This window comes from Sphingomonas kyeonggiensis (genome assembly GCF_030812785.1).
GTDB lineage: Bacteria > Pseudomonadota > Alphaproteobacteria > Sphingomonadales > Sphingomonadaceae > Sphingomonas > Sphingomonas kyeonggiensis_B.
This window is the reverse complement of the sequence record NZ_JAUSTJ010000001.1, coordinates 654,420-679,337: the sequence shown is the minus strand read 5'-3', so window position 1 is coordinate 679,337 and position 24,918 is coordinate 654,420. Positions and strand designations below refer to the sequence as shown.

Here is a 24,918-nt window from a genome sequence, read left to right as displayed (position 1 = left end):
CCGGGGCAGCGAAGCGCCACCGGGCTGGGTGAGGCGCGGCCAGTAGCACCGGCTTTTGGGGTCGGCAACCCCAAGCGTGCAGTTTTTTTAGAGGCTTGGCGCTTTCGCCCGGAAAGCCCACATAAGCGCACAACCGTAACAGTGCATTTTCAGGAGCACCGCCTTGGCCACGCTTGGACTCACCCCCGCGGAGAAGGAAGCCGTCGACGCATTCCGCCGCGACGTCGTCGAGCCCTCGATGACCAGCCTGGTCATCATCGATTTCTGGGCGGAGTGGTGCGGCCCGTGCAAGGCGCTGGCGCCGGTGCTCGAAAAGGTCGCCGCGGACTATGCCGGCAAGGGCGTGACGCTCGCCAAGGTCGATGTCGATGCGAATCAGTTCATCGCCAGCCAGTTCCAGGTCCGCTCGATCCCGACCGTCTATGCGATGTTCCAGGGCCAGCTGGTCGCCGACCTCAGCTCGGCGCGCACCGAATCGCAGCTGCGCACGATGCTCGACCAGATCCTGCGCCAGATCCCGGTGGACAGCGCCGACGCCCAGGCGGAGGCCGAGCTGGAACCGCTGATCGCGATGGGCGAGCAGGTGCTGGCCGAGGGCGATGCCGAGCGCGCGCTCTCGATCTTCGAGCAGATCGCCGAACTGGCGCCCGAACACGCGCAGATCGCCGCCGGCCGCGCCCGCGCGCTGCTCGCGCTGGGCCGGACCGACGAGGCCGAGGCGGTGCTCGCAGCGCTGCCCGAGGACGCCAAGGGCGCAGAGATCGAGCAGGCCCGCGCCGCGATCGCGCTCGCCAGGGAAGCGACTCCGGTCGAGGACCTCAGCGGCCTCGCCGCCCAGGCGGCGACCGGCGACATGGAAGCGCGCTACGAGCTCGCCGGCGGCCAGATGGCCTCGGGCGACCGCGACGGCGCCGCCGCGACCCTGCTCGCCATGGTGCAGGACGACCGCGCGTGGAACGACGGCGCCGCACGCCAGCGGCTGCTCAAGCTGTTCGAGGCGGTCGGGCTCGAGGATCCCTGGGTCTCGGCACAGCGCCGCAAGCTGTCGGCGATCCTGTTCGGATGATCGCCTCGGGGAAGATCGCGCGCCTTTCGGTATTCCCGCTCGGCGGCGCGCTGCTCTTTCCCCGCATGCACCTGCCGCTGCACATCTTCGAGCCGCGCTACCGGGCGATGGTATCCGATGCGCTCGCCCGTGACCGGCGGATCGGGATGATCCAGCCGCGCGACAGCGCCAGCCCGCCTGCCCTGTTCGACATCGGCTGTGTCGGCCGGATCGCCGAGGTCGAGGCGCTGGACGACGGGCGGTTCGACATCGTCCTCGAAGGGCTGGCCCGGTTCGCCGTGCTGCGCGAGCTCGACGTCACGACGCCGTTCCGCCAGGTCGAGGCCGAGCTGGAGACGGTGGGCGATAGCGAGATCCTCGCGCTGGCCGAGCGCGCGGCGCTGGAGATCGAATCGCGGCGCTTCGCCGATGGGCTGGGCTATGCGGTCGATTGGGAAGCGGTGTCGCGGCTCGACGACGAATCGCTGGTCAACGGCATCGCCCAGATCGCCCCGTTCGACACCGCCTCGAAACAGGCCTTGCTCGAGGCGGACACGCTCAGCGAACGATCCGAGCTGATCGTCCAGCTGATGCAATTCTACGGCCGCCACGACGGCGACGAGAGCGGCACGCTGCAATGAGCGCAGCGGAAACGCCGCTCAGCGGCCGCTGGATCGGCATCTACAACTATCCTGACGGCAGCCCCTCGGTGCCGTTCGACGCCGTGCTGCTCGAGAGCGGCGGCCTGATCTCGGGCACGATCGAGGAAGTCGACGACTGGCTGGACGAGGTGCATCTCACCGCGACGGTGGACGGCAGCCGTGACGGGGCGACAGTGCGCTTCACCAAATTCTACGACAGCGGCGACGAGGGGTTCGACACGGTGCTCTATGACGGCGCGATCAACGCGGAGGGCACCGAGATCCATGGCCGCTGGGATATTCCGGGCACCTGGTCGGGCAGCTTCATCATGACGCGCGAGACCGGCGCCGAGGCCGGGATCGCGGTCGAGCAGGGCGAAACGGTGCGCTAGCGCCGATAGACCCCGGTGAAGGTGACATTGAGGCCGCCGCAACGATCATTGTCGCGGGCGAGCAGATAGGGGCCGAGCAGCCGGAGCGCGATCCGGCAATCGGGCTCGCCCGAATCGGCAAGCGCGAGGCTGTCGCCTCCCGGCGCCGGGACGTCCGCGCCAAACATGCCGAAGTTGATCGCGCCGATCTTCACCCGTTCGGGATCATGCCCACCCCAGGTGGCGTTGCCGCCGATATGAAGCGTGCCGGGCCTGGCGCCGCGGGTGATGTCGATCTCCGATTCCCAGCCCGTCCAGCCGCCGAGCCAGTCGGTGGCGCGTGGCGGGGCGAGCGGCACCCGGCGCAGCGCGGCGCTCTCGACCCAGCCTTCGCTCGGCCGGTCCGAGCCGGGGGCAAGGTAGGTGACGTGGGTGAGCGTGCCTCTGGCTTCCCAGGCGATGAGCCGGTCGCCGGCGACGACATAGCCTTTGCGGCGGCAGGCTGCGGTCGGTGCCGGACACCCTTCCCGCTCCTCGCCGGCATGGAAATAGCGCTTCGGGCCGGGAACGATCTCGACCAACTCGGCGGTGATCGGTGCGGGCGGCTCCGCCGCCTGCAGGAACAGCAAGGCCAGGATCGGGAACATGCTCGCCTCCTCCTCGGCTCAATGGGCGACGCGGTATCCCTCGTCCGGCCGCACCCATATCACCTGCATCGGCCGCCAGTCGGTCGATTCGCCGTCCAGGGTCGCGGTGGCGCGGAGATGATCGCCCTCCGGCTGGTATCGCGTGCAGATCTCCCGGTCGAATATGGCCTCACGATCATGAGCGAGCAGACCGCGGACGCGCTCGGCCTGATCGGGTTCGACCGGCGTGCCATCTTCCAAGAACACCGCTTCCGCGAGACTCTTGCGCGTAAGACTGCCGCAGACCGCATGATCTCGGATCACCACCGGCGTCACGCTGCGCATCACCATCGGCGAGTTGGGGGCGAGCAGTACCTCGGCATCGTTCAGGAACCCACCCTTGCCGTCCGGCCGATAGCCTGCGAGCGACTGGCAGGTTCGCCGCGCGCGATCAGGGCGGTGGCACTGCAGCTTGCCCTCCGCCGCCGGGCCAATCGGATCCGGAAAGGTCTCGCTCGGGGCAAGCAGCAGCAGCGCGAGCGCGCCGATCACGCCGTCATGCCCTGGAGCAGCTTGGGCACGTCGCCGCTCTCGCCGCGTGCCTCGGCCATGAACCAGTGCTTGAGCGGCGGCAGCCGGTCGACCGCGGAGAGGCCGAAGCGGCGGACGGCACTCGCGGTCTTGCCGGGGATGCCGAACAGACGGGTGAGGCCATCGGTGGCGGCGGCGACCATGAAGGTGTCGAGCCCGCGCCAGCGCTGATAGCGCGCGAGCAGCTGGGGATCGCCCATGTCGAGGCCGAGGCGCTTGCCGTCCACCAGTACCTCGACCAAAGTCGCGACGTCGCGGAAGCCGACATTGACGCCCTGTCCCGCGATCGGATGGATGCCGTGCGCGGCGTCGCCGACCAGCGCCAGCCGGTCGCTGGTGATCCAGGCGGCGTGGTGGAAGCCGAGCGGATGGCTGAAGCGCGCGGTGAGCGGGCCTAGCCTGCCGAGGAAGCCGCCCATCCGCTTCTCCGCCTCGGCGAGATAGGCGCGCTCGGAGATCTTCATCATGCCGGCGGCGTCGCGGGCATTGACCGTCCACACCACTGCCGAGCGATGCCCGTTCTCGTCGTCGAGCAGCGGCAGGATCGCGAAGGGCCCCTCGGGGTAGAAAATCTCGAAGGCGATGTTCTCGTGGCTGCGCTCATGGCCGAGCGTGGCGACCATCGCGGCATGATCGTAGCTCCAGCGCGCGGTGTTGAGCCCGGCGGATTCGCGGGTGGGGGAATTGCGGCCCTCGGCGCCGATCAACAGCTGGGCGGTGACGCTGGTGCCGTCGCTGAGCTGCGCGGTGACGCCGAACTCGCCCCGTTCCACGTGAAGCGCGCGGGTCTGCATGCGGACATCGGCGAGCGGCGCCGCGACCGCCGCCTCGTAGAGCGCAGTGCGCAGGATGCGGTTCTCGAACATATGGCCGAGCGCGCCCTCGCCTTCGCCGGGCGCGAAATCGAGCTTGCCGGGCTCTAACCCGTCCGAGACGCGGATGCCCTGGATCGGGCAGCCCTTGCCGGCCAGCCGCGGTGCGACGCCGATCGCCTCGAACATCCGCATCGGCGCGCTGGCGATCGCCGAGGCGCGGCCATCGTGCCGGGCGGCGAGGATCTGCTCCGGGTCCGCCGGATCGACCACGATCGAGGAAATGCCATGCGCGTCGAGCGCGGTGGCCAGCGCCGAGCCGACCAGCCCGCCGCCAAGGATGAGGACATCTGCGCGATCCATTGGGGTGCCGTAGCGCCTCGCTTCCTTCCCGTCATCCCCGCGAAGGCAGGGATGACGCGGGAAATCAAGAGATGACGGAGGGATTGGATGCGGCGGAACGTGGCGGGAACGCTTGACGGCGGAGTCCGGTCGCGCGATTAACTCCCCCCGCACCCCTGAAAATCTGGAGGCTGGGCATGGCGTCCCGGGCACAAGCGCCGCTTTGGCGCGAAACCATGAAGGCCGGCGCGCGCCGCAGCGGCGCGGTGATCGGCGGAGCGGCCCTGTTCCTGGGCATGCTGGCGCTCGGCGTCGCGCTGGGCAGCTATCGCACGACCGATCCCTCGCTCAACACCGCCGCCGCCGGCCCGGCGCGCAACTGGATGGGCGATCCCGGCGCCTGGGTCTCCGACCTGTTCTATGCGCTGCTCGGCCCCGCCGTGTGGCTGTTCCTGCCGGTCGGGCTGATCGTCGCCTATCGCCTGCTCAAGGACCGCCCCGTCGGCAATTGGGGGACGATGTTCCGCGGCGTTGGCATCGGCGTGATCTTCCTCGCCACCGCCCTCTCCTTCTTCTCCAGCGACGCAGTGCTGACGCTGCCCGGCGGCTGGGGCGGCGTGATCGGCCTGAGCATCGCCGCGCTGTTCAAATGGCTGATCGGCCTGGCCGGCGATCCGGCGATCAGCCTGTGGGCCGGGCGCGGCCTAGGTGTCGTCTGCGGCCTGATCGGCCTGTTCATCTGGTGGCGCAGCCTCGACTTCTCGCTGCCCGAGCGGGTGGGCCTGCCGAGCATCCCGAACCTCAAGGGCCCGGGCAAGACCGCGCTGCTCGGCGGCCCCGAGGCACGCGAGCCGCGCGAACGCGAGCGGGAGCGCGACATCGAGGAGCCCCGGATCCGCGAGGGCCGCGAGCCGCGCAAGACTGTAGTGCCCGACAATCGCCCTGGCCCGGTGATCGCCGAGCGCAACGTCGCGCCCGCGCCGTTGCGCACCAAGCCGCCGACCCAGACCAGCCTCGACTTCAAGGACAGCTACCAGCTGCCCTCGATCGACCTGCTCAAGCCGCCGCCGGTCAACAAGAATGCCGGGATCGACAAGGCGGCGCTGGAGCGCAACGCCCGGCTGCTCGAGAGCGTGCTCGATGATTTCAACGTCAAGGGCCAGATCGTCGAGGTGCGTCCCGGCCCGGTCGTCACCATGTACGAGCTCGAGCCCGCAGCGGGCATCAAGGCGAGCCGGGTGATCCAGCTCGCCGACGACGTGGCACGCAACATGTCCGCCACTTCGGCGCGCATCGCGACGATTCCCGGGCGCAGCGTGATCGGCATCGAGCTGCCCAATGCGATCCGCGAGCCGGTCAACCTGCACGAGCTGGTCGCCAGCCAGACCTTCGAGGACCAGGGCGCCACCCTGCCGCTGGTGCTCGGCAAGAACATCGCCGGCGACGCGGTGATCGCCGACCTGGCGCCGATGCCCCACCTCCTCGTCGCCGGTACCACCGGCTCGGGCAAGTCGGTGGGTCTCAACTGCATGATCCTGTCGCTGCTCTACCGGCTGACCCCGGACCAGTGCCGGATGATCATGATCGACCCCAAGATGCTCGAGCTGAGCATGTACAAGGACATCCCCCATTTGCTCGCCGATGTGGTGACCGAGCCCGCCAAGGCGGTGCGCGCGCTCAAATGGGCGGTGGAGCAGATGGAGGACCGCTACCGGATGATGGCCTATGCCAATGTCCGCAGCCTCGCCTCGTTCAACGACAAGGTCCGCCAGGCCAAGGCCAAGGGCCAGAAGATCGGGCGCAAGGTGCAGGTGGGTTACGACCCCGACAGCGGCAAGCCGATCTACGAGGAGGAGGCGCTCGACCTGCAGCCGCTGCCGCAGATCGTGGTGATCGTCGATGAGCTCGCCGACCTGATGATGACCGCGGGCAAGGAAGTGGAATTCCTGATCCAGCGCCTCGCGCAGAAGGCGCGCGCCGCGGGCATCCACCTGATCATGGCGACGCAGCGCCCCTCGGTCGACGTCATCACCGGCGTGATCAAGGCGAACCTGCCGACCCGCCTCAGCTTCTACGTCGCCAGCAAGATCGATTCGCGCACCATCCTGGGCGAGCAGGGCGCCGAGCAGCTGCTCGGCAAGGGCGACATGCTCTACATGCCCGGCGGCAAGCAGCTGGTCCGCGTCCACGGCCCGTTCGTCAGCGACGACGAGGTGCAGGCGGTGGCCGATCACTGGCGCGCGCAGGGGACGCCCGACTATATCTCGGCGGTCACCGAGGAGCCCGAGGATGGCGGGTTCAGCCTCGACGGCGCGCCCGAGGGCGACGATTCGCCGGAGGACCAGCTCTATCGCCGCGCGATCCAGCTGGTGGCGGAGAGCCAGAAGGCATCGACCTCCTGGCTGCAGCGCCAGCTGCGGGTGGGCTACAATTCGGCGGCACGGCTGGTCGAGCGGATGGAGAAGGACGAGTTAGTCTCGCGCCCCGACCATGTCGGCCGCCGCGAAGTGCTGATGGATACCGACGGGCGGCAGCTGTAACGGACCGCTCGTAACGGATCGAAACGCGGGCGCTGGGGGTTCAGGGGACATTCAAGCCCCATATTCCAGGGCATTTCCCCGCAATTTGGAGAAACGACACGTGTTTGCACGGCCCCTCGCCTTCAGCCTCGCGCTCGCCGCGCCGGCCCTGGTCTCGGCCGCGGCGCCTGCGCCGGCCAATGAGCTCGCCCAGGTGCAGCAGCATCTCCAGTCGGTAAGCGCGATGACCGCCGGCTTTGCGCAGACCGACCGCAACGGCCGCACTCTGACCGGCACGATGACGCTCAAGCGCCCCGGCAAGATCCGCTTCCAGTATCAGAAGGGCGTGCCCCAGCTGATCGTCGCGGACGGGCGCAGCCTCTATTTCATCGACTACCAGGTCCGCCAGGTCGAGCGCTGGCCGATCGGCAACTCGCCGCTCGCCGTGCTGCTCAACCCGAAAAAGGACATCGCGAAGTTCGCCAAGGTGGTGCCGACCGGCAGCGACAATGTCGTCTCGGTCGAAGTGCACGACGGTGACCATCCCGAATATGGCCGGATCACCCTGATCTTCCAGAAGAGTGCCTCGGCCCCGGCCGGGCTGATGCTCCAGGGCTGGGTGGCGCTGGATTCGCAGAACAATCGCACGACGATCCGGCTGTCGAACCAGCAGTTCAACGCCAATATCAGCGACGGAGCGTTCCGCTGGAACGACCCGCGGAAACAGGGCCCGCGCTGAAGCTGAACATCGTTCATGCTGGCGACAGGTAGCCTGCCCTAGAACCAGTCTTGCGGATGTGGGGCGTACCCGGGATTTTCCCCCTGTTACCCGGGATTCTCACTTCCCGCCTGCGTGACGAACGCTAGGTCGGCCCTCGTTCCATTGCCCCCGGGACGAGGGCCTTTCCATGTCCGGCGCTCACCCACTGGTGCGCAGGCGAAACACCTCCTAAATCCCACGCGATGAAGATCGCCTCCTGGAACATCAACTCCGTCCGCTTCCGCATCGAGATCGTCGAGCAGTTCCTGCGCGAGGAGGCACCGGACGTGCTGTGCCTGCAGGAAACCAAGGTGATCGACGGGGACTTCCCCGAAGGCGCCTTCCGTGCGCTCGGCTATGACCACATCATCAAGCACGGCCAGCGCATGCATCACGGTGTGGCGATCATCGCCCGCGTGCCGGTGGTCGAGGATGACCGGTTCGACTGGCAGGCCAATGGCGAGGCGCGCCATGTCGGCGTGCGGCTGCCAAATGGCGTGCGGCTCGAGAATGTCTATGTCCCCGCCGGCGGCGACATTCCCAACCGCGAGCTCAATCCCAAATTCGGCCAGAAGCTCGACTTTCTCGAGCGGATGATCGCCTGGTCCGAGGGGCTGAGCGTCCCCTCGATCCTCACCGGCGACTTCAACGTCGCGCCGCTGGAGAGCGACGTGTGGAGCCACAAGCAGCTCCTCGACGTGGTCAGCCACACGCCGATCGAAGTCGAGACGCTCGGCCGGCTCCAGGCGGCGAACGACTGGGTCGATCTCGGCCGCCACTTCGTCCCCGCCCCGGCGCGCTATTACAGCTGGTGGAGCTACCGCGCGAAGGACTGGGCCGCATCGGACCGCGGCCGCCGGCTCGACCATATGTGGGCCAGCCGCGACGTCGCCGAGAAGGCGACCAGCCACAAGGTCTGCGAGCCCTGCCGCTCCTGGCTCAAGCCCTCCGATCACGTCCCCATCGTCACCGAGTTCGACTTTTGAGCGCGCATGCCGCCGCCCGCGCCGTCGATGCGCTGCGCCGGGGCTGGCCCGTGGCAATCGGTGACCTTGCTTTGTTGGCGGTGGAAACGGCTGACGCCAGGCGGCTGGCGGCGTTCGACGAGGGCGGCCAGGCCGATCTCCTCCTCTCCGCCGGCCGCGCCGCCACCCTCAAGCTGGCCAACCAGCGCGACGCCGCGACGCCCGACGCCCCGGTGCTGGTCGAGCGCGCGCCCTGGCTCGATTTCGACACCGCGACCGCGCTGGCCGATCCCCAGTTCGACCTCGCCACCCCGCTCAAGGGTCCGTTCCGCGCGATTCCGCTGGTCGCGCCGGAGCTGGCCGCCGCTGCGCTGCGCCTCGCCCGGGTGGCGGGACTGCTGCCCGCCTTCTTCGTCCGCAAGGCCGCCGGCGAGGAGGCGATCACACCCGAAGATATCGACGCGCATGAGGATGCCGATCGCCTGCGCATCGTCGCGCGCGCGCGCCTGCCCGTGCTCGATGCCGAGGACAGCGAAATCGTCGCCTTCCGCACCGACGAGATGCCGGGCGAGCATGTCGCGCTGCTGATCGGCGAGCCCAATGGCCAGCCGCCGCTCGTCCGCCTGCACAGCGAATGCCTGACCGGCGACGTGCTGGGCAGCCTCAAATGCGATTGCGGCCCGCAGCTCCAAGCCGCGATCCGCGAGATCCGGGCGAGCGGCTGGGGTATCCTGCTCTATCTGCGCCAGGAAGGGCGCGGGATCGGGCTGATCAACAAGCTGCGCGCCTATGCGCTGCAGGACCAGGGCTTCGACACGGTCGACGCCAACACCCGGCTCGGCTTCGCGATCGATGCCCGCAACTTCGCCACCGCGGCGAAGATGCTGTCGCTGCTCGGCCAGCGCCGCATCCGTCTGCTCACCAACAATCCGGAGAAGGTCGCGGCACTCGAAGCCGCCGGCGTGACGGTGGCCGAGCGCGTGCCGCACTTCCTGCCGCCCAACCCCCACAACGAGCGCTATCTCGCCACCAAGCGCGACCGCACGGGGCACCAGCTCTAGAGCATGGCCATAGCCGAGACCGCCCTGCGCGACGCGATCGAGGCCTGTTACCGCGCATTCGCCGAATTTCCGGCGCCGCGGAAACTGGATGCCTCACCGCTGCGCGATGCGAAGGCGATCCTGCGCACGCTGACCGCAGCGCCCCTGCGCCAGCTCGGCGAGGGGCAGATCGGCCCCTATGCCGGCTGGGCGATCACCACGGTGGGCGACGCGCGGGACTATTGCCACTTCGTGCCGCGGATATTCGAGCTTTCGATCGATCAGCCCGGCGGTATAGGGTTCGAGCCGACGATCATGGCCGACAAGCTCGTCATGGCGGGCTGGCACGACTGGCCGGTCGAGCGCCGGCGGGCCGTGCTCGGCTTCTTCCACACCGCATTCGTCCTCACGCGGGTGCGCTCTTCCGACGAACGCGAAGATGCGAGCTATTGGCTCGCCGCGCTCGCCATTCTGGGCGAGCCGATTGCCCCGCTTTTCAAAGCCTGGCGTGCCGAACCCTCTCCAAATGCCGCGCTCCAGATCGCGCTTGTGCTGCAATGGGAGGGCAAGCAGCTCTATCGGCACGGCGAAGTGCGCGGCGCTTTCTGGGAGGATGTCGACATCGACGCCCGCCGCACCTTCGCCGGCCTGCTTCTGTCCGACGAGACCAGGGCATTGCTCGAAAAGGCGATGTCACGCGTCGCAGAGGAAGACCGCTGGTTGCTCGACACCGCGCTGGCCGAACTGGATCGGAAATCCTGATGCGCTATTTCCTCGACACCGAGTTCAACGGATTCGGCGGGCCGCTGATTGCGCTGGCGCTGGTGCCCGAGGATGGCAGTGCGCCCTTCTACGCCGCGCTGCCCTGCCCCGATCCCACGCTTTGGGTCGCCGAGCATATCCTGCCGGCACTCGATACCGTGCCGATCAGTCGCGAGGAAATGGGGCGGGCCTTCGCCGCCTATCTGGGCAATGATCCCGATCCGCTGCTGGTCGCCGACTGGCCCGAGGACATCGCCCATGCCGCGACGCTGCTGATCGCCGCGCCCGGCCATCGCCATCCGATCGACCGGATCCGCTTCGAGCTGTGCGACGCCTTCGGCTTCGACAGCGCGGCGCTGAGCAAGCGGCCGCACAATGCATTGAGTGACGCCATGGCGCTGCGGGACTATCTGCTCGCCCGGGAAGCGCGGGGCTTCTAGTCCCCTTCCCCGTCATCCCGGCCTTGTGCCGGGATCCACCGGGAGGCTGAGCACAGGACAGGAGTTTCCAGGCCAGCACGCGCGGCACGGTGGACCCCGGAACAAGTCCGGGGTGACGAGAGATATGGTACTCGCCGACGCTTCAGCCGAGCAGCCGCTCGACCTCGTCGAAATCATGCGCGATCAGCTTCACGCCCAGTGCGCGCAGTCGCTCGGCATGGTCCGGCGCGCAGTGCGAACCCGCGCACAGGCCGATTACGTCGGCGCCCGAGGCCACCGCCCCGGTGACGCCCACCGGCGAATCCTCGAGGATCACGCAACGCTCGATCGGCACCCCGATCGCCGCGGCGGCGTGGAGATAGAGGTCGGGCGCCGGCTTGCCGCGGCTGACATGCTCGCGGCCGCTATAGATATGCTCGCCGAACGCCGCGCGGATGCCGAGATGGCGCAGATGCCGGTCGATCCATTCGGTCGAGCTCGACGAGGCGATCGCGCGGGGCAGCCCGGCGGGCAGCCCCTCGACGAAGCGGATCGCACCGGCCACCGCCGGAAGCCCCTCCTCCAGCACCCGGGCATCTTCCTCGGCGCGGCTGGTGTGGAAGTCGTCGGGGATCGCGCGGCCGATCCAGTTCTCGATCGCGCCCAGGAAGTCGGCACCCGACAGGCCCATGAAATTGGCCATCGAGTCCTCGGGGCTCGTCGGATGGCCGATGCTGGTGAGGTACGCGGCGATCTGCTTGTTGCCGGCATATTCGCTTTCGAGCAGCACGCCGTCGAAATCGAAGAGGATGGCGTCGTACTTCATGCGCGCGCTCCGAACAGGGCGGTGCCGACGCGGACATGGGTCGCGCCGATCGTCACTGCGGTCTCGAAATCGCCCGACATGCCCATGCTGAGCCCCTCCAGGCCATGGTCACGCGCGATCTTGGCGAGCAGCGCGAAATAGGGCGCCGGCTCCAGCTCGAGCGGCGGCACGCACATAAGACCCTGCACCGGCAGCTCGGCGGCGCGCGCTTCCTTGAGCAACGCCGGCAGTTCGAGCACCGGGCAGCCGCCCTTCTGGTCTTCGTCGCCAATATTGACCTGGAGGAAGCAGGCGGGGCGCTTGCCGGCCTTGTCCATCGCCCTGGCCAGCGCCGCGACCAGCGAGGGCCGGTCGACCGAATGGATGGCGTCGAACAGCGCGACGGCATCCTCGGCCTTGTTCGACTGGAGCTGGCCGACCAGGTGGAGCGCCACATCAGGAGTCGTCTCGCGCAACTTCGGCCATTTGCCCTCGGCCTCCTGCACGCGATTCTCGCCGAACACCCGCTGGCCCGCGTCGATCAGCGGCTGGATGGCGTCGGCGTCGTGCGTCTTGGAGATGGCGATCAGCGTGATGCTGTCGGGCTTGCGGCCGGCGATCTTCGCGGCACGCGCGATTCGGGCGCGCACATCGGCAAGGCGCTGGCTGGCTTCGTCTATCGGCATGGAGCGCGCTATAGGCAGGGCGATGCCCCGCCGCCACCCCCTGCCGCGCCTTTGGCTGATGACCGACGAACGCATGGGCGACGGCCTTTGGGAGGCGCTTGCCCGCCTGCCGCGGGGAAGCGGCGTGGTGTTCCGCCACTATGGCCTGCCGCCGGCCGAGCGGCGCGCCTTGTTCGCCAGGGTGCTCCGGGCAGCGAAACGGCGGCGGCTGGTGGTGGTCCGAGCGGGACTCGCGCCGATGCGCGGCGAAGCCGGCGTGCATGGCCGGCGCGGGCGCGGGCTCCGTACGGCGCCGGCGCATGACCGCCGCGAGGCGGTGGCGGCGATCCGCGCGGGTGCCGATGCCCTGTTCGTCTCGCCGGTCTTCGCCACCCGCTCGCACCCCGGCGCGCGGGCACTTGGCCGGTCGCGTTTCGGGCAGCTTGTGCGGGGGCTGGAGGTGCCGGTGATCGCGCTGGGCGGGATGGACGCGCGGAGGGCGAAGAGCTTGAGGCCGTTCGGGATTCACGGCTGGGCGGCAATCGACGCCTGGACGAAAGGCAAGCGCTGACCCCCCGCCAATCCTTCTTGGTTCCCCGGCGAAAGCCGGGGCCCAGGGTTTCTCGTCCGAATCGCCTGTGACCCTGGGCCCCGGCTTTCGCCGGGGAACAACCTGTCTCATGATGGAAGCCGGTGAGGCCTGATGGCTGGGAACTACGCCTCAGCCGTCAGAAGCGGAAGGCGGTGCCCACATAGACCGCCTGGCTCTCGCGGCGGCTCTCGTTGAGCTTGGGCAGGCGATCTTCCTCGCTGCGATAGCGCACGCCCGCGGTCACATCGAGGTTGCGGGTCAGCGAATAGCTGCCGCCGACGTCGATCGAATAGCTCGGCTTGTCGCCGATCAGCACCGGGGTGTTGCCCAGCGGACGGTCCGAAGTGGCGCTCAGGCGGCCGCTCAGGCGCTTGCCGGTATAGCTGACGCCGATATCGGCGCGCTCGCGGCTGCCGGGCTGGTCGACCAGCTCGACGCGGGTCACGTCGCCCGAGACGGCGAGACGCTTCCAGCCGACCGAGACGCCGAGATTGTAGGAGATCGGCGCGAGGTTGACCGGCGTCGCCGCGGCAGCGACTTCGCGGGTCACGTCGCGGCTGCGTAGCGCGCGGCTCGAGCTGGCACGGACCGCGACCGTGACGCCGCGGGCATTGCCGCGCGATTCGGCCGGGGTGAAGCGGAACGCGCCCTCGGGCAGGCCTGAGCGGGCGAGCACCGCGGCGAGCTTCGGATCGGCCGCCGCCGGGGTGAAGATGCCAATGCCGCCGCGCGCCGGAACGGCGCTGCGCTTCGCGGCCAGGGCGCGGTCAGCCTTGCTGGTCTGCGCCTGAATCGCCGGCGCAAGCAGGAGGCCGGCAGCGCACAGCGCCCCCAGTCCAATTCCCGCCTTTGTCCGTCCGACTCGCATTCTCATGCACCCCTAGATAATTTGTCCTACCACGATTCCGAAGATGCGTTCCACCGGTGGCATAAATTTCGTGCCAGTGTTGCATCAGACCCACAGAATCGGTTGCGCGCCCTTTCACCAGAAGTGTTTCAAACGTGCGACTCGGGCCATGGCTTCCCGCCTTGCTCCCGCCACATGCGCCACTATAGATGCTCCCGACTTTTCTCGCCTGGTAGGAATGTGACGATGAACCGCCTGTTGCGCACCGCGATCCTTGGGTCGCTCGCTCTCTCGATCACCGCGTGCGGCGGTCACAACAAGCGCCCCGAAGCCGATCTCGCCGCTTCGAAGGTGACCACGATCGGCGTGAATTCCTATCTGTGGCGCGCCAGCCTCGACACGCTGAGCTTCATGCCGCTGCTCCAGACGGACTCCAATGGCGGCGTGATCGTGACCGACTGGTATGTGAACCCGAACGTCCAGACCGAGCGGATGAAGGTGACCGTGACGATCCTCGACCAGGATCTCCGCGCCGATGCGCTGCGCGTCGCCGCCCTGCGCGAAGTCAACCGCAACGGCGCCTGGGTCGCCGCCCCGGTCCAGGCCGCGACGGTGCAGAAGCTCGAGGACATCATCCTCACCCGCGCCCGCGACCTGCGTCGCGCTGCGGTCGCCACTGATTAATTCGGGCGGCACCGGCCCGCTCCCCCACCCGGCCTCCCAACGGCTATATTCTATGGGAGGCCGGGCGGGGGAGCGGGCCGGCACCGCGACTAAAACAGCAGGAACTGACTTGTCTCGCTTCAACCCGTTGAAGGCGGACGCCGCGTGGCAGAAGGTGTGGGAAGAGAACCGCACCTTCGCCGCGCGTGACGATTCGTCCAAGCCCAAGTCCTATGTCCTCGAGATGTTCCCCTATCCTTCAGGGCGCATCCATATGGGCCATGTCCGCAACTACACGATGGGCGACGTGCTCGCCCGTTTCCGGCGGATGAAGGGCATGGAAGTGCTCCATCCGATGGGCTGGGACGCGTTCGGCATGCCGGCCGAGAATGCCGCGATGGAGAAGAAGGTCCATCCGGGTTCGTGGACCCGCGCCAATATCGCGACGATGAAGGCGCAGCTGAAGCGCCTCGGCTTCGCGCTCGACTGGACCCGCGAAGTCGCCACCTGCGAGCCCGAATATTACGGGCACGAACAGGCGATCTTCCTCGATTTCTTCGAGAACGGCCTGGTCTATCGCAAGGAATCGGCAGTCAACTGGGACCCGGTCGACATGACCGTGCTCGCAAACGAGCAGGTGATCGACGGGCGCGGCTGGCGCTCGGGCGCGCTCGTGGAGCGCCGCAAGCTCAGCCAGTGGTTCCTCAAGATCACCCAGTTCGCCGATGATCTGCTGACCGGCGTCCAGGGCCTCGAGTACTGGCCCGACAAGGTCAAGCTGATGCAGGAGAACTGGATCGGCAAGTCCGAGGGGCTGGAGTTCCACTGGACCCTGTCCGATGGCGAGCAGCTCACCGTCTACACCACGCGCCCGGACACGATCTTCGGCGCGAGCTTCGTCGCGATCGCGGCGGACCACCCGATCGCGCAAAAGCTGGCGGAGGGCAATCCGGACGTCCAGGCGTTCATCGAGCGCTGCAAGCAGGGCGGTACCACCGCGGCCGAGCTGGAGACGCAGGAGAAGCTGGGCTTCGACACCGGCCTCACCGCGACGCATCCCTTTGATAATGCCTGGCAAGTGCCAGTCTACATCGCCAATTTCGTGCTGATGGACTATGGCACCGGCGCCGTGTTCGGCGTGCCGGCGCACGACCAGCGCGACTTCGAGTTCGCCAGCAAATACGCGCTGCCGATCCGCCGCGTCGTCTCCGAAGGCGACAAGACCGCGCCCGAATTCCACGACACCGAGGCCTATACCGGCCCCGGCACGCTGGTGAACTCGCACTTCCTCGACGGCATGGATGTCGCCGATGCCAAGCGCGCGGTGATCAGCCGTGCCGAGGACGGCGGCTGGGGCAAGGGCCAGACGGTGTGGCGCCTGCGCGACTGGGGCGTCAGCCGCCAGCGCTATTGGGGCACGCCGATCCCGATCATCCATTGCGAGAGCTGCGGCGTGGTCCCTGCCCCGCGCGAATCGCTGCCGATCGTGCTGCCCGAGGACGTCAGCTTCGACATCCCCGGCAACCCGCTCGACCGGCACCCGACCTGGAAGCATGTCGACTGCCCGAAGTGCGGCACAGCGGCCCGGCGCGAGACCGACACGCTCGATACCTTCGTCGATTCCTCCTGGTATTTCATCCGCTTCGCCAGCCAGCCCGGTGGCAAGCCATTCGACAAGGCGGTAGCCGAGCAGTGGCTGCCGGTCGGGCAATATATCGGCGGCGTCGAGCATGCGATCCTGCACCTGCTCTATGCCCGCTTCTTCACCCGCGCCCTGCGCCATATCGGCAAGCTCGATGTGGCGGAGCCGTTCGCCGGCCTGTTCACCCAGGGCATGGTGACGCACGAGACCTACAAGTCGCTCGACGGCCGCTGGCTCTCCCCGCAGGAGATCCGCAAGGACAGCGCCGGCGCCGTGGAACTCGCCTCGGGCGAGCCGATCGACATCGGCCGCATCGAGAAGATGTCCAAGTCGAAGAAGAACACCGTCGATCCCGAGCCGATCGTCGACCAGTACGGCGCCGATGCGGTGCGCTGGTTCATGCTCTCCGACAGCCCGCCCGAACGCGACCTGGAATGGAGCGAGAACGGCATCGAGGGTGCCTGGCGCTTCGTGAATCGTCTCTGGCGCCTGTTCCACAGCGCCACCGAGGACGAAGCCGGCACCGGCGAGGACAAGGACCTCGACAAGCGCCTGCACCGCACCATCGCCGGCGTTGCCGAGGATGTAGAAGCGCTGACCTTCAACAAGTCGGTCGCCAAGCTCTACGAACTGGTCGGCGCGATCGAGAAGGCCCAACCTTCCGCCTCGCGCACCGGGGCGATCCGCACCTTGGCCCGCATCGTCGCGCCGATGGTCCCGCACATCGCCGAGCAGGCCTGGGCCGATTGGGGCAATTCCGGCCTGATCGCCGATGCTGAATGGCCCGTCGTGGATCCCGCGCTGCTCGTCGACGACGAGGTGACGATCGCCGTCCAGGTCAATGGCAAGCTGCGCGATACGCTGCTAATGCCGAAGGGCGCGGCCAAGGATGTTGTCGAGGCCGCGGCACTTGCCAGCGAGAAGATCGTTCGGTCGCTCGAAGGCAAGCAACCCAGGAAGGTGATCGTCGTGCCCGATCGTCTGGTGAACATCGTCGCATGAAGAAGGTGGCGTTCCTCGTCGCCGCGGGCCTGGCCCTGTCCGGCTGTGGCCTCCGCCCGCTCTACGGCGGCGGCCCCGATGGCGCGGTGCGCTCCACCCTCTCCGCGGTCGAGGTCGCGCCGATCCAGGGCCAGTCCGGCTGGCTGGTCGCCAACGCGCTCAAGGACCGGCTCGACCATAACGACGCCCCCGCCCGCTACCGGCTCGAGGTGAAGCTCGACGACCAGATCAGCGGCTTGGGCGTGCGCCGCGACGATTCGGTCTCGCGCGAGCGGCGGACGCTGCGTGCGCGCTACCAGCTGGTCGATCTGAGCAACGGCAATGTCGTGCTCGACGCCACCGCCGGCTCCGACGCCGGCATCGACGTGGTCGGCAGCGAATATGCCACGATCGCAGCCGAGAAGAGCGCGCTCGAGCGGCTTTCAGGCATCGTCGCCGACCAGATCGTCGCGCGCGTCGCGCGCTACGCGCAGACCGCGCCCGCGGGCGGCCAGTGAAGGCCAACGCGACGCAGATCCGCGCCGCGATCGACAAGCTCAACCCCGACACGCGGCTCTATCTCTTCCACGGCCCCGACGAGGCCGGCGCTGCCGACCTGGCATCGCGGCTCGGCAAGGCGCTGGGGCCCGAAGCCGAGCGCATCGACCTCGACATGAAGGCCCTGCGCGAGCAGCCCGGCCGCCTCGCCGACGAGGCAGCCTCGCTCTCGCTGTTCGGCGGCACGCGCTTCGTGCGCGTCCTCGGCGTCGAGGAAGGCGCCGCCGAGGCGATCGGGCTGCTGCTGAGCGCGCAGACGGCCGGAAACCCGGTCGTGGCGATCGGCCCGGGCCTCAAGGCGAGCGGCAAGCTGGTCAAGTCGGTGATCGCCGCGCAGAACGCCTGGGCGCATGCCTGTTACGTGCCCGAGGGCGTCGATGCGACCCGCCTCGCCTCCAATGTCGCCCGCGAGCACGGCCTGCGCTTGATGGGCGACGTCCCCCAGCGCCTCGCCGCCGCCACCGCCGGCGACAGGGCCATTCTGGCGCGCGAGATCGAGAAGCTGGCGCTATACCTCGACGCGGCGCCGGACCGCCCCAAAGACGCCGACAGCGCCGCTCTGGACGCGATCGGCGCGGACCTGGGCGATTCGGATCTGAGCGATGCGATCACCGCCGTGGTCGATGGCCGGGTCGGCGATATCGGCATTGAGCTCGCCCGGCTCGGCGAAGGCATCGGCGTGCCGCTGATGCGCCAGCTCGCCCGGCGCCTCCAGGGCATGGCCGAGATGCGGATCGACCTGGATCGCGGCGGCGACCTCGACGAAGTACTTGAGAAACATCGCGTTTTCTTCCGCGAGAAAGCCGCGACCGGCCGCGCGCTGCGACGCTGGAACGGCACCCAGCTCGCCCGCGCGATCGACCGCGTCCGCGAAGCCGAACGCGCGATGATGCATTCGGGGAGCGCGGGGGAAGTGCTGGCGGAGGCGGAAGTCGTGACGATCGCGCGACAGGCGACGCGGGCCAGGGGCTGATAGCCCACCCTGGCGAAAGCCCCCTCGGATTTAGCTGCCCTGTCGCGGTGCCCCCGTGGTCCCGGCCTCAATCAGGCAGCCTCGCTGCCGTCACCGAGATGCAATTTGCCGTTCCGAACGCTGAACCAGCGATCCGCGCCCTCCCCCTCCTCGCGACGGTCGACCAGATGCCATCGCGGCTGGCCATCGGTCGTCGAGAAAGAAAGGAGCCGCATGCCCGTATCGGTTGTGAGCGCGACCTCCGGAAGCGCACCGAACAGCGTGCATTGCGCGATCCGCGTGCCGAGAAGCTGTTCGAACACGGGTTCCCACAGCGCTTCGTCGCTCCAGCTGCCGCAACAGATGGCGGTCGCGTCCTCTATCCGCCAGCTCCATTCGATGCCCAGCGTGACTTGCCCCAACAGCCAGGTCTTTCCGTCTCGCGTACCGCGCGGCACTTCGGATACGAAACCCAGCTCCAGGAACAGGGCCGAGCCATAGCCACGCCAGATATGCCCGATCGGCAGTCCTCGAAGCGCCCCAGCAAGGGCTTCAAAAGCCTCGGCCGGCGTCATCCTGCCGGAACGCTCAGATCCGCTCCCCGCTCAGCCGCTGACAGACCATGTCGAGCTGATCCAGCGTCGAATAGGACAGTGTCAGCGTGCCCCCCTTCGCCCCGTGCGCGATGCGGACGTTGAGGCCCAGCACATCGCCCAGCTGGTGCTCGAGCGCCGAGATATCGGCATCGCGGATCTTCGCCTCGGGCTTGCGCTTGCTGTTCGGCTTGGCGTGGCGAGCCAGCTTCTCGGTCTCGCGCACCGACAGGCCCTTGTTCGCGACTTCGCGGGCGAGCCTCTCGGCCTCGGGCGCGCCGATCAGCGCGCGGGCATGGCCCATGTCGATCTCGCCGACCACAACCATGTTGCGCACGCCCTCGGGTAGGTCGAGCAGGCGGAGCAGGTTGGCGATATGGCTGCGCGACTTGTGGACGAGCTTGCCCAGCGCTTCCTGGCTATGTCCGAACTCGCGGATCAGCCGGGCATAGGCCTCGGCCTCTTCGATCGCGTTGAGGTCCTGGCGCTGGATATTCTCGACCAGCGCGATTTCCATCGTCTCGGCTTCGTTGAAGTCGCGGACGATGACCGGAACCTCGTGCAGCCGGGCGCGCTGCGCCGCGCGCCAGCGGCGCTCGCCGGCGACGATCTGGTAATTGTGCCCGGTCGGGCGGACGACGATCGGCTGGATCAGCCCGCGCTGCTTGAGCGACTGGGCCAGCTCCTCCAGCGCGTCCTCGTCGAAATGGCGACGCGGCTGGTCCGGGTGCGGCACCAGCGAGCTGACCGGCAGCATCCGCAGCCCCGAAGCGATATCGGGCGTTCCCGAGACCGGCGCCTCGGGAACGGCGTCGCCAAGCAGCGAGGAGAGCCCGCGGCCAAGGCCGGGACGAGGCTTGCGGGATGCTTCGGTCATGCGGCCTTCTTGAGCTTGGGCAGGCGATCGATCACTTCGCGGGCGAGCGCGATATAGGCTTCGGAGCCCGGGCAGCGATGATCGTAGATCAGCGCCGGCAGCCCGTGGCTCGGCGCTTCGGAAAGGCGGACGTTGCGCGGGATCACCGTGTCGAACACCACGCGGCCGAGCACGGCGCGGACATCGTCCGAAACCTGATCGGTCAGGCGGTTGCGGCGATCGTACATGGTCAGCACCACGCCGAGGATCGACAGGCCGGGATTGAAGCGGCCGCGAATCCGCTCGACGGTGCTGAGCAGCTGGCTGAGACCCTCGAGCGCGAAGAACTCGCACTGGAGCGGCACGAGCAGCGCATGCGCCGCGACCATCGCGTTGATCGTCAGCAGGCCGAGCGAGGGCGGGCAGTCGATCAGGATCACATCCCAGCGCTGCGCATGATGGCGGGCGATCGCGCTGTCGAGCCGGTGGGTGCGCGCCTCGAACTCGATCAGCTCGATCTCGGCGCCCGACAGGTCCTGCGTCGCCGGGATGATGTCGAGCCCCGGCACCTTGGTCGGCACCGCAACATCCTCGAGGTTCGCGTCGCTGACCAGCAGGTCATAGGTCGAATGCTCGCGCTCGGCCCGGCCGATGCCGAGCCCGGTCGAGGCGTTGCCCTGCGGATCGAAGTCGATCAGCAGCACACGCTGGCCGGTCGCGGCGAGCGCGGTGCCGACATTGATCGCCGTGGTGGTCTTGCCCACCCCACCCTTCTGGTTGGCGATAGCGATGCAGATCATCTGGGGCGTACCTTTCGCGCGACCACGATACCCGATTCAGGCGATGTGATGCTGGGTTCCACGTGAAACGCACCCTGCCATTTCGCGCGCGCCGCATCCACCTCCGATTGCACGCTTCGCCCCTTCGGGAGCAACCAGATTGTGGACGAGTCTGTGCAATGTGCCGTGGATTTGAACAGATCGGGCAGCGCGGCGACGGCGCGGGCCGAAACCACCGCCGCCTTCGCCTTGGGCTGATAGCTTTCGATCTTCCCGTGGACGACGCTGGCGCGCTCAGAGATGCTAAGCGCCTCGACCGCCCCGCGCAGGAACTCGACACGCCGAATCCGCGGCTCGACCATCACCACCGGGCGGTCGATCAGCAGCGCGACGACCAGGCCGGGCATGCCGGCACCGGTGCCGACATCGACCCAGGCACCCTCCCCCGCTTCCGCGGCCAGCGGGATGAGCTGGGCCGAATCGACGAAGTGCCGCGCCCAGAGCGCGTCGAAGCTTGCCGCCGAAATAAGGTTCTGTCGGGGCGATTCCTCACGCAGGATCTCGCCGAAGCGCTGTAGCTGCGTTTCACGTGAAACATTGAAATGTGCACGGATCCAGTCGCGTGCCTCGTCTTCGGTCATGCCGCGCGCCGCCGTGCGTGCAGGAGGATGGCAGACAGCGCCGCGGGGGTGATGCCGCGGATACGCGCCGCCGCTCCGATCGTCTCGGGGCGCGAGGCATCGAGTTTCTCGACCATCTCGTTGGAGAGGCCGGCGATCGCGGCAAAGTCCATGTCCGCGGGGAGCTTCACGGCATCATTGCTGCGCAACTGCGCAACCTCTGCCTCCTGCCGTTCGAGATAGGGGGCGTAGCGGGCATCCTCGACATACTCCGCGAGCAGCGCCGGATCGGCCTCGGGATGCACGTCGAGATGATCGAGCTCGATCCCCGGGAAGCGCAGCCATTCGCGCGCCGGGCGCTTGGCGCCATCCTGGGCAACCGGGGCACCGCGCGCGCCGAGCGCCGAAGCGGTGCGGATGACGGCAAAGGCTTCGTCGAGCTTAGCCCTGCCCTGTGCGCGCGCCTGTAGCCAGGCCAACCGCTCGGGCCCGAGGCAGCCCAGCTCGGCAGCGATCGGGCCCAGCCGCGTCCCGGCATTGTCGGCACGCAGGCGCAGGCGGAACTCGGCCCGGGCGGTGAGCATGCGATAGGGCTCCGTGACGCCCTGCAGCACCAGGTCATCGACCATGACCCCGAGATAGGAAGTCGCGCGATCGAGGATCAGCGGGGCGAGGTCCCGGGCGTAAGCGGCGGCGTTGAGCCCGGCGACCAGCCCCTGCCCCGCCGCTTCCTCGTAACCAGTGGTGCCGTTGATCTGCCCGGCACACCATACGCCCGGGATCGCCGGCAACCCCAGCGTGGCGTCGAGCGCACGCGGATCGATATGGTCATACTCGACCGCATAGCCCGGCGTGATGATCAGCGCCCGCTCGAGCCCCGGGATCGAATTGACCATCGCCACCTGCACATCGACCGGCAGCGAGGTCGACATGCCGTTCGGATAGATCAGGTGCGTGTCGAGCCCTTCGGGCTCGAGGAAGATCTGGTGCCCGTCCCGGTCGCCGAAGCGATGAATCTTGTCCTCGATCGACGGACAGTAGCGCGGCCCCTGCGCATCGATCGCCCCGGTGAACAAGGGCGAACGATCGAGCCCCGAGCGGATCGCATCATGCGTCGCATGGGTAGTCCGCGTGACGCCGCAATGAAGCTGGGGAAGAACCCGGCTCGCGGTGAGCGGCGACATGGTCCAGGGCTCGGCATCCGAGGGCTGCTCCTCGATCCGCGCCCAATCGATCGTGCGGCCGTCGAGACGCGGCGGCGTGCCGGTCTTGAGCCGGGCCATCGGCAGGTTCAGTTCACGCAGCTGCTCGGCCAGCCGGATCGCGGAGCCCTCGCCTACCCGACCACCGGTCTCGCGCTCCTCGCCGCGGAAGATGCGGCCGCCAAGGAAGGTCCCGGTGGCAAGCACCACGGCGCGGCAGCTGAGCAGGCTGCCGTCTGCCAGGCGAACACCTGCGACTGCGCCGCCCACCAGCTCCAGCGCCTCGGCTTCTCCCGCGACCAGGCGCAGGTCGGGCTGTTCCGCGAGCAGCTTCTGGATCGCCGCGGCATAGCGCACCCGGTCGGCCTGGACCCGCGGTCCCTGGACGGCGGTGCCCTTCGAGCGGTTGAGCATGCGGTAATGGATGCCCGCGGCATCGGTCGCACGGCCCATCAGTCCGTCGAACGCGTCGACCTCGCGGACCAGATGGCCCTTGCCCAGTCCTCCGATCGCTGGGTTGCACGACATCGCCCCCAGCTTCGTCAGGTCGAAGCTGAGCAAGGCCGTACGTGCACCCCGGCGTGCCGAAGCGGCAGCCGCTTCGGTGCCGGCGTGCCCGCCGCCGATGACGATGACATCGAAATCCATTGCCCGCGCGCTACAGAATCGCGGGCCCGCCGTCAAAACCGTTCCACGTGGAACATCTACTTGCCTATGCAGAAACGCCCGAACAGCGCGTCGAGCATCGCCTCGACCCCCGCCCTCCCGGTGATCGCATCGAACGCCCGCATCGCGCTGCGCAGCTGCTCGGCGATCAGCAGCAGATCGCTTTCACGGGAAATCGCCTGCAAGGCGGCAGCAGCGGACTGGCACAGCGCCCGTTGCCGGGCATTGAGCGCCATCAGATCGGGCGGCGGAAGCAGGTCGCCCGCGAGCCCGGCCATCGCCTCCCACAGCGCATCCAGCCCTTCGCCAGTGAGCGATGATAGCGATGTTCGCCCCTCCGCCGCGCCCCTTCCCGGCAGATCGGCACGCGGATTGAGCCAGAGGAGATGATCATGCGCCGGCGGCTTCTCATCGCCGAGCCACAGCAGAATGTCCGCCTCGACCTGCGCCGCCTGCGCGCGGGCGATACCGATCGCCTCGATCTCGTCGCCCGGCAGTTCGGCCAGTCCCGCCGTGTCGATCAGCAGCCAGGCGATCCCGCCGCGTACCACCGGCGCCTCGATCCGGTCGCGCGTCGTCCCGGAGATCGGCGAGACGATTGCCGCATCGCGCCCGGCCATCGCGTTGAGCAGCGACGACTTGCCGGCATTGGGCGGCCCGGCCAGCACCACGCGAATGCCGTCACGCAACCGCTCGACCGGCGGCCGATCCGCCACCGCCTCGATATCCGCCGCCAGCAAAGCCGCGCCCGACCGGATCGCAGGCAGCAGCGCGGCGTCCGCGACATCGTCCTCGTCGCTATGATCGAGCTCGGCCTCGACCCGGGCAGCGAGCCCGAGCAGCCGGTCGGTCCAGCCCTCGACCGCGCGCCGCACCGCGCCTTCGGCCGACCGGATCGCGGACCGGCGCTGCGCCTCGGTCTCCGCCATCAGCAGGTCGCCCAGCCCTTCCGCCTCGCTCAGGTCGATCCGGCCATGCTGAAGCGCGCGCCGGGTGAACTCGCCCGGCTCGGCCGAGCGCAGCCCCGGCCGGCCAGCAAGCGCAGCCTCGACCGCGCGGACCACCGCCCGGCCGCCATGGAGATGGAACTCCGCCAGATCCTCCCCCGTCGCGCTGCGCGGGCCGGGAAAGCAGAGAACCAGCGCCCGATCGAGCAGCGTTCCATCGGCAGGATCGCGCAACGCCCGCACCGCGGCCCGGCGCGGCTCGGGCAAATCGCCGGCGAATTCCCGCACCACCTCGAATGCCCCCGGGCCGCTCACGCGCAGCACCGCGATGGCAGCGGGCGGGGCACCGCTCGATACCGCGTAGATCGTATCCATTATTTGTCGGTCTTGCTCCCGGCGTCGAACATCGCGCGCCAGAAGCCCATGCCGGCCTCGCTCATCGGCGCCCAGCTCTGCAGCATCTTCTGGAAGGCTTCCGGGCTGCCCTGCTTGTCGATCGCATCGACCATCATCGCGATATAGCGCTCGTGCACCGGCGCCAGATCGGGCAGGCCCATCGCGCGCCGCGCTTCCTCTGGCGTGCACTCCACCTCGACATTGATCTTCATGGGTATCTCCGTTGCGCACGCCGCAGGGCGACTGCTAATTCGAACCCAT

Annotated in this window: 27 protein-coding genes; 14 read left to right on the top strand and 13 right to left on the bottom strand. The window is 68.4% G+C overall.

Translation table 11 applies throughout. The annotated features are described in order from the left end of the window. Positions 1-163 precede the first annotated feature (163 nt). Genes J2W22_RS03360 through J2W22_RS03350 form a run of 3 tightly spaced genes read left to right on the top strand, consistent with a single transcriptional unit; the run spans position 164 to position 2,078 of the window. The gene (locus J2W22_RS03360; RefSeq protein ID WP_307116844.1) at positions 164-1,066 is read left to right on the top strand and encodes a tetratricopeptide repeat protein; all 903 of its coding nucleotides are present in this window, start codon (positions 164-166) and stop codon (positions 1,064-1,066) included. Next, entirely contained in the window at positions 1,063-1,686 is a 624-nt protein-coding gene (locus J2W22_RS03355) for an LON peptidase substrate-binding domain-containing protein (protein ID WP_307116843.1), read from the top strand. The genes J2W22_RS03360 and J2W22_RS03355 overlap by 4 nt, the downstream gene beginning before the upstream one ends. Further along, positions 1,683-2,078, top strand: a complete 396-nt coding sequence (locus tag J2W22_RS03350; protein WP_307116842.1) for a hypothetical protein — start codon at positions 1,683-1,685, stop codon at positions 2,076-2,078. Before J2W22_RS03355 ends, J2W22_RS03350 begins: the two co-directional genes overlap by 4 nt. On the opposite strand, the gene J2W22_RS03345 is transcribed toward J2W22_RS03350, so the two are convergent. The 3 genes from J2W22_RS03345 to J2W22_RS03335 are packed head-to-tail and all read right to left on the bottom strand — an operon-like array spanning position 2,075 to position 4,449. Then, complete coding sequence (locus J2W22_RS03345) at positions 2,075-2,704, bottom strand: hypothetical protein (protein WP_307116841.1); 630 nt, start codon at positions 2,702-2,704, stop codon at positions 2,075-2,077. The genes J2W22_RS03350 and J2W22_RS03345 overlap by 4 nt on opposite strands. Positions 2,705-2,722: 18 nt before the next feature. Then, the gene (locus J2W22_RS03340; RefSeq protein ID WP_307116840.1) at positions 2,723-3,235 is read right to left on the bottom strand and encodes a hypothetical protein; all 513 of its coding nucleotides are present in this window, start codon (positions 3,233-3,235) and stop codon (positions 2,723-2,725) included. Continuing rightward, entirely contained in the window at positions 3,232-4,449 is a 1,218-nt protein-coding gene (locus J2W22_RS03335) for a UbiH/UbiF/VisC/COQ6 family ubiquinone biosynthesis hydroxylase (protein WP_307116839.1), read from the bottom strand. The genes J2W22_RS03340 and J2W22_RS03335 overlap by 4 nt, the downstream gene beginning before the upstream one ends. A gap of 176 nt (positions 4,450-4,625) precedes the next feature. On the opposite strand from J2W22_RS03335, the gene J2W22_RS03330 reads away from it, so the two are divergent. The 6 genes from J2W22_RS03330 (at position 4,626) to J2W22_RS03305 (ending at position 10,914) form a co-directional block, all read left to right on the top strand. Next, entirely contained in the window at positions 4,626-6,968 is a 2,343-nt protein-coding gene (locus J2W22_RS03330) for a DNA translocase FtsK (RefSeq protein WP_307116838.1), read from the top strand. Positions 6,969-7,068: 100 nt separating this feature from the next. Then, positions 7,069-7,686, top strand: a complete 618-nt coding sequence (locus tag J2W22_RS03325; protein ID WP_307116837.1) for a LolA family protein — start codon at positions 7,069-7,071, stop codon at positions 7,684-7,686. Positions 7,687-7,910: 224 nt separating this feature from the next. Continuing rightward, a complete protein-coding gene (locus J2W22_RS03320; protein ID WP_307116836.1) occupies positions 7,911-8,693 on the top strand; it encodes an exodeoxyribonuclease III in 783 nt (260 codons plus the stop codon). Then, on the top strand, positions 8,690-9,733 hold the full coding sequence (ribA, locus tag J2W22_RS03315) for a GTP cyclohydrolase II (RefSeq protein WP_307116835.1): 1,044 nt from the start codon (positions 8,690-8,692) through the stop codon (positions 9,731-9,733). The genes J2W22_RS03320 and ribA overlap by 4 nt, the downstream gene beginning before the upstream one ends. 3 nt (positions 9,734-9,736) lie before the next feature. Then, the gene (locus J2W22_RS03310; protein WP_307116834.1) at positions 9,737-10,474 is read left to right on the top strand and encodes a hypothetical protein; all 738 of its coding nucleotides are present in this window, start codon (positions 9,737-9,739) and stop codon (positions 10,472-10,474) included. Further along, positions 10,474-10,914 (top strand): hypothetical protein, encoded by a 441-nt coding sequence (locus J2W22_RS03305; protein WP_307116833.1) that lies wholly within the window; start codon positions 10,474-10,476, stop codon positions 10,912-10,914. Before J2W22_RS03310 ends, J2W22_RS03305 begins: the two co-directional genes overlap by 1 nt. Positions 10,915-11,056: 142 nt before the next feature. Here the strand turns inward: J2W22_RS03305 and J2W22_RS03300 are convergent, their stop codons facing one another. Together J2W22_RS03300 and J2W22_RS03295 are read right to left on the bottom strand one after the other, a co-directional pair. After that, on the bottom strand, positions 11,057-11,719 hold the full coding sequence (locus J2W22_RS03300; RefSeq protein ID WP_307116832.1) for an HAD family hydrolase: 663 nt from the start codon (positions 11,717-11,719) through the stop codon (positions 11,057-11,059). Then, positions 11,716-12,384 carry a YggS family pyridoxal phosphate-dependent enzyme gene (locus J2W22_RS03295; RefSeq protein WP_307116831.1) on the bottom strand — a complete coding sequence of 223 codons (669 nt, stop codon included), beginning with the start codon at positions 12,382-12,384 and terminating at the stop codon, positions 11,716-11,718. Before J2W22_RS03295 ends, J2W22_RS03300 begins: the two co-directional genes overlap by 4 nt. A 58-nt stretch (positions 12,385-12,442) precedes the next feature. Between J2W22_RS03295 and J2W22_RS03290 the strand changes: the two genes are divergently transcribed. Next, on the top strand, positions 12,443-12,934 hold the full coding sequence (locus tag J2W22_RS03290) for a thiamine phosphate synthase (protein WP_307116830.1): 492 nt from the start codon (positions 12,443-12,445) through the stop codon (positions 12,932-12,934). A 157-nt stretch (positions 12,935-13,091) separates the two neighbouring features. Here the strand turns inward: J2W22_RS03290 and J2W22_RS03285 are convergent, their stop codons facing one another. Continuing rightward, on the bottom strand, positions 13,092-13,823 hold the full coding sequence (locus J2W22_RS03285; RefSeq protein ID WP_307116829.1) for a hypothetical protein: 732 nt from the start codon (positions 13,821-13,823) through the stop codon (positions 13,092-13,094). Between the two features lie 225 nt (positions 13,824-14,048). Between J2W22_RS03285 and J2W22_RS03280 the strand changes: the two genes are divergently transcribed. From J2W22_RS03280 to holA, 4 genes are all read left to right on the top strand, one after another. Beyond that, positions 14,049-14,486: a DUF3576 domain-containing protein gene (locus J2W22_RS03280; protein ID WP_307116828.1), complete on the top strand. Its 438-nt coding sequence runs from the start codon at positions 14,049-14,051 to the stop codon at positions 14,484-14,486. 109 nt (positions 14,487-14,595) lie between these two features. After that, positions 14,596-17,109 carry a leucine--tRNA ligase gene (leuS, locus tag J2W22_RS03275; RefSeq protein ID WP_307116827.1) on the top strand — a complete coding sequence of 838 codons (2,514 nt, stop codon included), beginning with the start codon at positions 14,596-14,598 and terminating at the stop codon, positions 17,107-17,109. Beyond that, the gene (gene lptE, locus J2W22_RS03270) at positions 17,106-17,606 is read left to right on the top strand and encodes an LPS assembly lipoprotein LptE (RefSeq protein ID WP_307116826.1); all 501 of its coding nucleotides are present in this window, start codon (positions 17,106-17,108) and stop codon (positions 17,604-17,606) included. Before leuS ends, lptE begins: the two co-directional genes overlap by 4 nt. After that, positions 17,603-18,619 (top strand): DNA polymerase III subunit delta, encoded by a 1,017-nt coding sequence (holA, locus tag J2W22_RS03265; protein ID WP_307116825.1) that lies wholly within the window; start codon positions 17,603-17,605, stop codon positions 18,617-18,619. Before lptE ends, holA begins: the two co-directional genes overlap by 4 nt. Before the next feature lie 71 nt (positions 18,620-18,690). Here holA and J2W22_RS03260 read toward each other — a convergent pair whose 3' ends face one another. Genes J2W22_RS03260 through J2W22_RS03230 form a run of 7 tightly spaced genes read right to left on the bottom strand, consistent with a single transcriptional unit; the run spans position 18,691 to position 24,869 of the window. Beyond that, positions 18,691-19,173 carry a hypothetical protein gene (locus J2W22_RS03260; RefSeq protein ID WP_307116824.1) on the bottom strand — a complete coding sequence of 161 codons (483 nt, stop codon included), beginning with the start codon at positions 19,171-19,173 and terminating at the stop codon, positions 18,691-18,693. A gap of 13 nt (positions 19,174-19,186) precedes the next feature. Beyond that, positions 19,187-20,068, bottom strand: a complete 882-nt coding sequence (locus tag J2W22_RS03255) for a ParB/RepB/Spo0J family partition protein (protein WP_307116823.1) — start codon at positions 20,066-20,068, stop codon at positions 19,187-19,189. Beyond that, positions 20,065-20,847 (bottom strand): ParA family protein, encoded by a 783-nt coding sequence (locus tag J2W22_RS03250; RefSeq protein ID WP_307116822.1) that lies wholly within the window; start codon positions 20,845-20,847, stop codon positions 20,065-20,067. Before J2W22_RS03250 ends, J2W22_RS03255 begins: the two co-directional genes overlap by 4 nt. After that, positions 20,844-21,467, bottom strand: coding sequence for a 16S rRNA (guanine(527)-N(7))-methyltransferase RsmG (rsmG, locus tag J2W22_RS03245; protein WP_307116821.1), 624 nt, complete (start codon positions 21,465-21,467; stop codon positions 20,844-20,846). The genes J2W22_RS03250 and rsmG overlap by 4 nt, the downstream gene beginning before the upstream one ends. After that, positions 21,464-23,296 carry a tRNA uridine-5-carboxymethylaminomethyl(34) synthesis enzyme MnmG gene (mnmG, locus tag J2W22_RS03240; protein ID WP_307116820.1) on the bottom strand — a complete coding sequence of 611 codons (1,833 nt, stop codon included), beginning with the start codon at positions 23,294-23,296 and terminating at the stop codon, positions 21,464-21,466. The genes rsmG and mnmG overlap by 4 nt, the downstream gene beginning before the upstream one ends. 56 nt (positions 23,297-23,352) lie before the next feature. Next, a complete protein-coding gene (mnmE, locus tag J2W22_RS03235) occupies positions 23,353-24,636 on the bottom strand; it encodes a tRNA uridine-5-carboxymethylaminomethyl(34) synthesis GTPase MnmE (RefSeq protein ID WP_307116819.1) in 1,284 nt (427 codons plus the stop codon). Then, positions 24,636-24,869 carry a DUF6489 family protein gene (locus tag J2W22_RS03230; RefSeq protein WP_307116818.1) on the bottom strand — a complete coding sequence of 78 codons (234 nt, stop codon included), beginning with the start codon at positions 24,867-24,869 and terminating at the stop codon, positions 24,636-24,638. Before J2W22_RS03230 ends, mnmE begins: the two co-directional genes overlap by 1 nt. Between the last annotated feature and the right edge of the window lie 49 nt (positions 24,870-24,918).

What these genes read in the sequence shown, in the direction of transcription:
- J2W22_RS03255 (WP_307116823.1), bottom strand. Translation starts at nt 20,068, where the DNA reads ATGACCGAAGCATCCCGCAAGCCTCGTCCCGGCCTTGGCCGCGGGCTC.
- J2W22_RS03295 (WP_307116831.1), bottom strand. Translation starts at nt 12,384, where the DNA reads ATGCCGATAGACGAAGCCAGCCAGCGCCTTGCCGATGTGCGCGCCCGA.
- mnmG (WP_307116820.1), bottom strand. Translation starts at nt 23,296, where the DNA reads ATGGATTTCGATGTCATCGTCATCGGCGGCGGGCACGCCGGCACCGAA.
- J2W22_RS03310 (WP_307116834.1), top strand. Translation starts at nt 9,737, where the DNA reads ATGGCCATAGCCGAGACCGCCCTGCGCGACGCGATCGAGGCCTGTTAC.
- J2W22_RS03330 (WP_307116838.1), top strand. Translation starts at nt 4,626, where the DNA reads ATGGCGTCCCGGGCACAAGCGCCGCTTTGGCGCGAAACCATGAAGGCC.
- J2W22_RS03320 (WP_307116836.1), top strand. Translation starts at nt 7,911, where the DNA reads ATGAAGATCGCCTCCTGGAACATCAACTCCGTCCGCTTCCGCATCGAG.
- J2W22_RS03305 (WP_307116833.1), top strand. Translation starts at nt 10,474, where the DNA reads ATGCGCTATTTCCTCGACACCGAGTTCAACGGATTCGGCGGGCCGCTG.
- rsmG (WP_307116821.1), bottom strand. Translation starts at nt 21,467, where the DNA reads ATGACCGAAGACGAGGCACGCGACTGGATCCGTGCACATTTCAATGTT.
- lptE (WP_307116826.1), top strand. Translation starts at nt 17,106, where the DNA reads ATGAAGAAGGTGGCGTTCCTCGTCGCCGCGGGCCTGGCCCTGTCCGGC.
- J2W22_RS03350 (WP_307116842.1), top strand. Translation starts at nt 1,683, where the DNA reads ATGAGCGCAGCGGAAACGCCGCTCAGCGGCCGCTGGATCGGCATCTAC.
- J2W22_RS03250 (WP_307116822.1), bottom strand. Translation starts at nt 20,847, where the DNA reads ATGATCTGCATCGCTATCGCCAACCAGAAGGGTGGGGTGGGCAAGACC.
- J2W22_RS03230 (WP_307116818.1), bottom strand. Translation starts at nt 24,869, where the DNA reads ATGAAGATCAATGTCGAGGTGGAGTGCACGCCAGAGGAAGCGCGGCGC.
- J2W22_RS03280 (WP_307116828.1), top strand. Translation starts at nt 14,049, where the DNA reads ATGAACCGCCTGTTGCGCACCGCGATCCTTGGGTCGCTCGCTCTCTCG.
- mnmE (WP_307116819.1), bottom strand. Translation starts at nt 24,636, where the DNA reads ATGGATACGATCTACGCGGTATCGAGCGGTGCCCCGCCCGCTGCCATC.
- J2W22_RS03260 (WP_307116824.1), bottom strand. Translation starts at nt 19,173, where the DNA reads ATGACGCCGGCCGAGGCTTTTGAAGCCCTTGCTGGGGCGCTTCGAGGA.
- J2W22_RS03285 (WP_307116829.1), bottom strand. Translation starts at nt 13,823, where the DNA reads ATGCGAGTCGGACGGACAAAGGCGGGAATTGGACTGGGGGCGCTGTGC.
- J2W22_RS03290 (WP_307116830.1), top strand. Translation starts at nt 12,443, where the DNA reads ATGACCGACGAACGCATGGGCGACGGCCTTTGGGAGGCGCTTGCCCGC.
- J2W22_RS03345 (WP_307116841.1), bottom strand. Translation starts at nt 2,704, where the DNA reads ATGTTCCCGATCCTGGCCTTGCTGTTCCTGCAGGCGGCGGAGCCGCCC.
- J2W22_RS03355 (WP_307116843.1), top strand. Translation starts at nt 1,063, where the DNA reads ATGATCGCCTCGGGGAAGATCGCGCGCCTTTCGGTATTCCCGCTCGGC.
- J2W22_RS03300 (WP_307116832.1), bottom strand. Translation starts at nt 11,719, where the DNA reads ATGAAGTACGACGCCATCCTCTTCGATTTCGACGGCGTGCTGCTCGAA.
- J2W22_RS03335 (WP_307116839.1), bottom strand. Translation starts at nt 4,449, where the DNA reads ATGGATCGCGCAGATGTCCTCATCCTTGGCGGCGGGCTGGTCGGCTCG.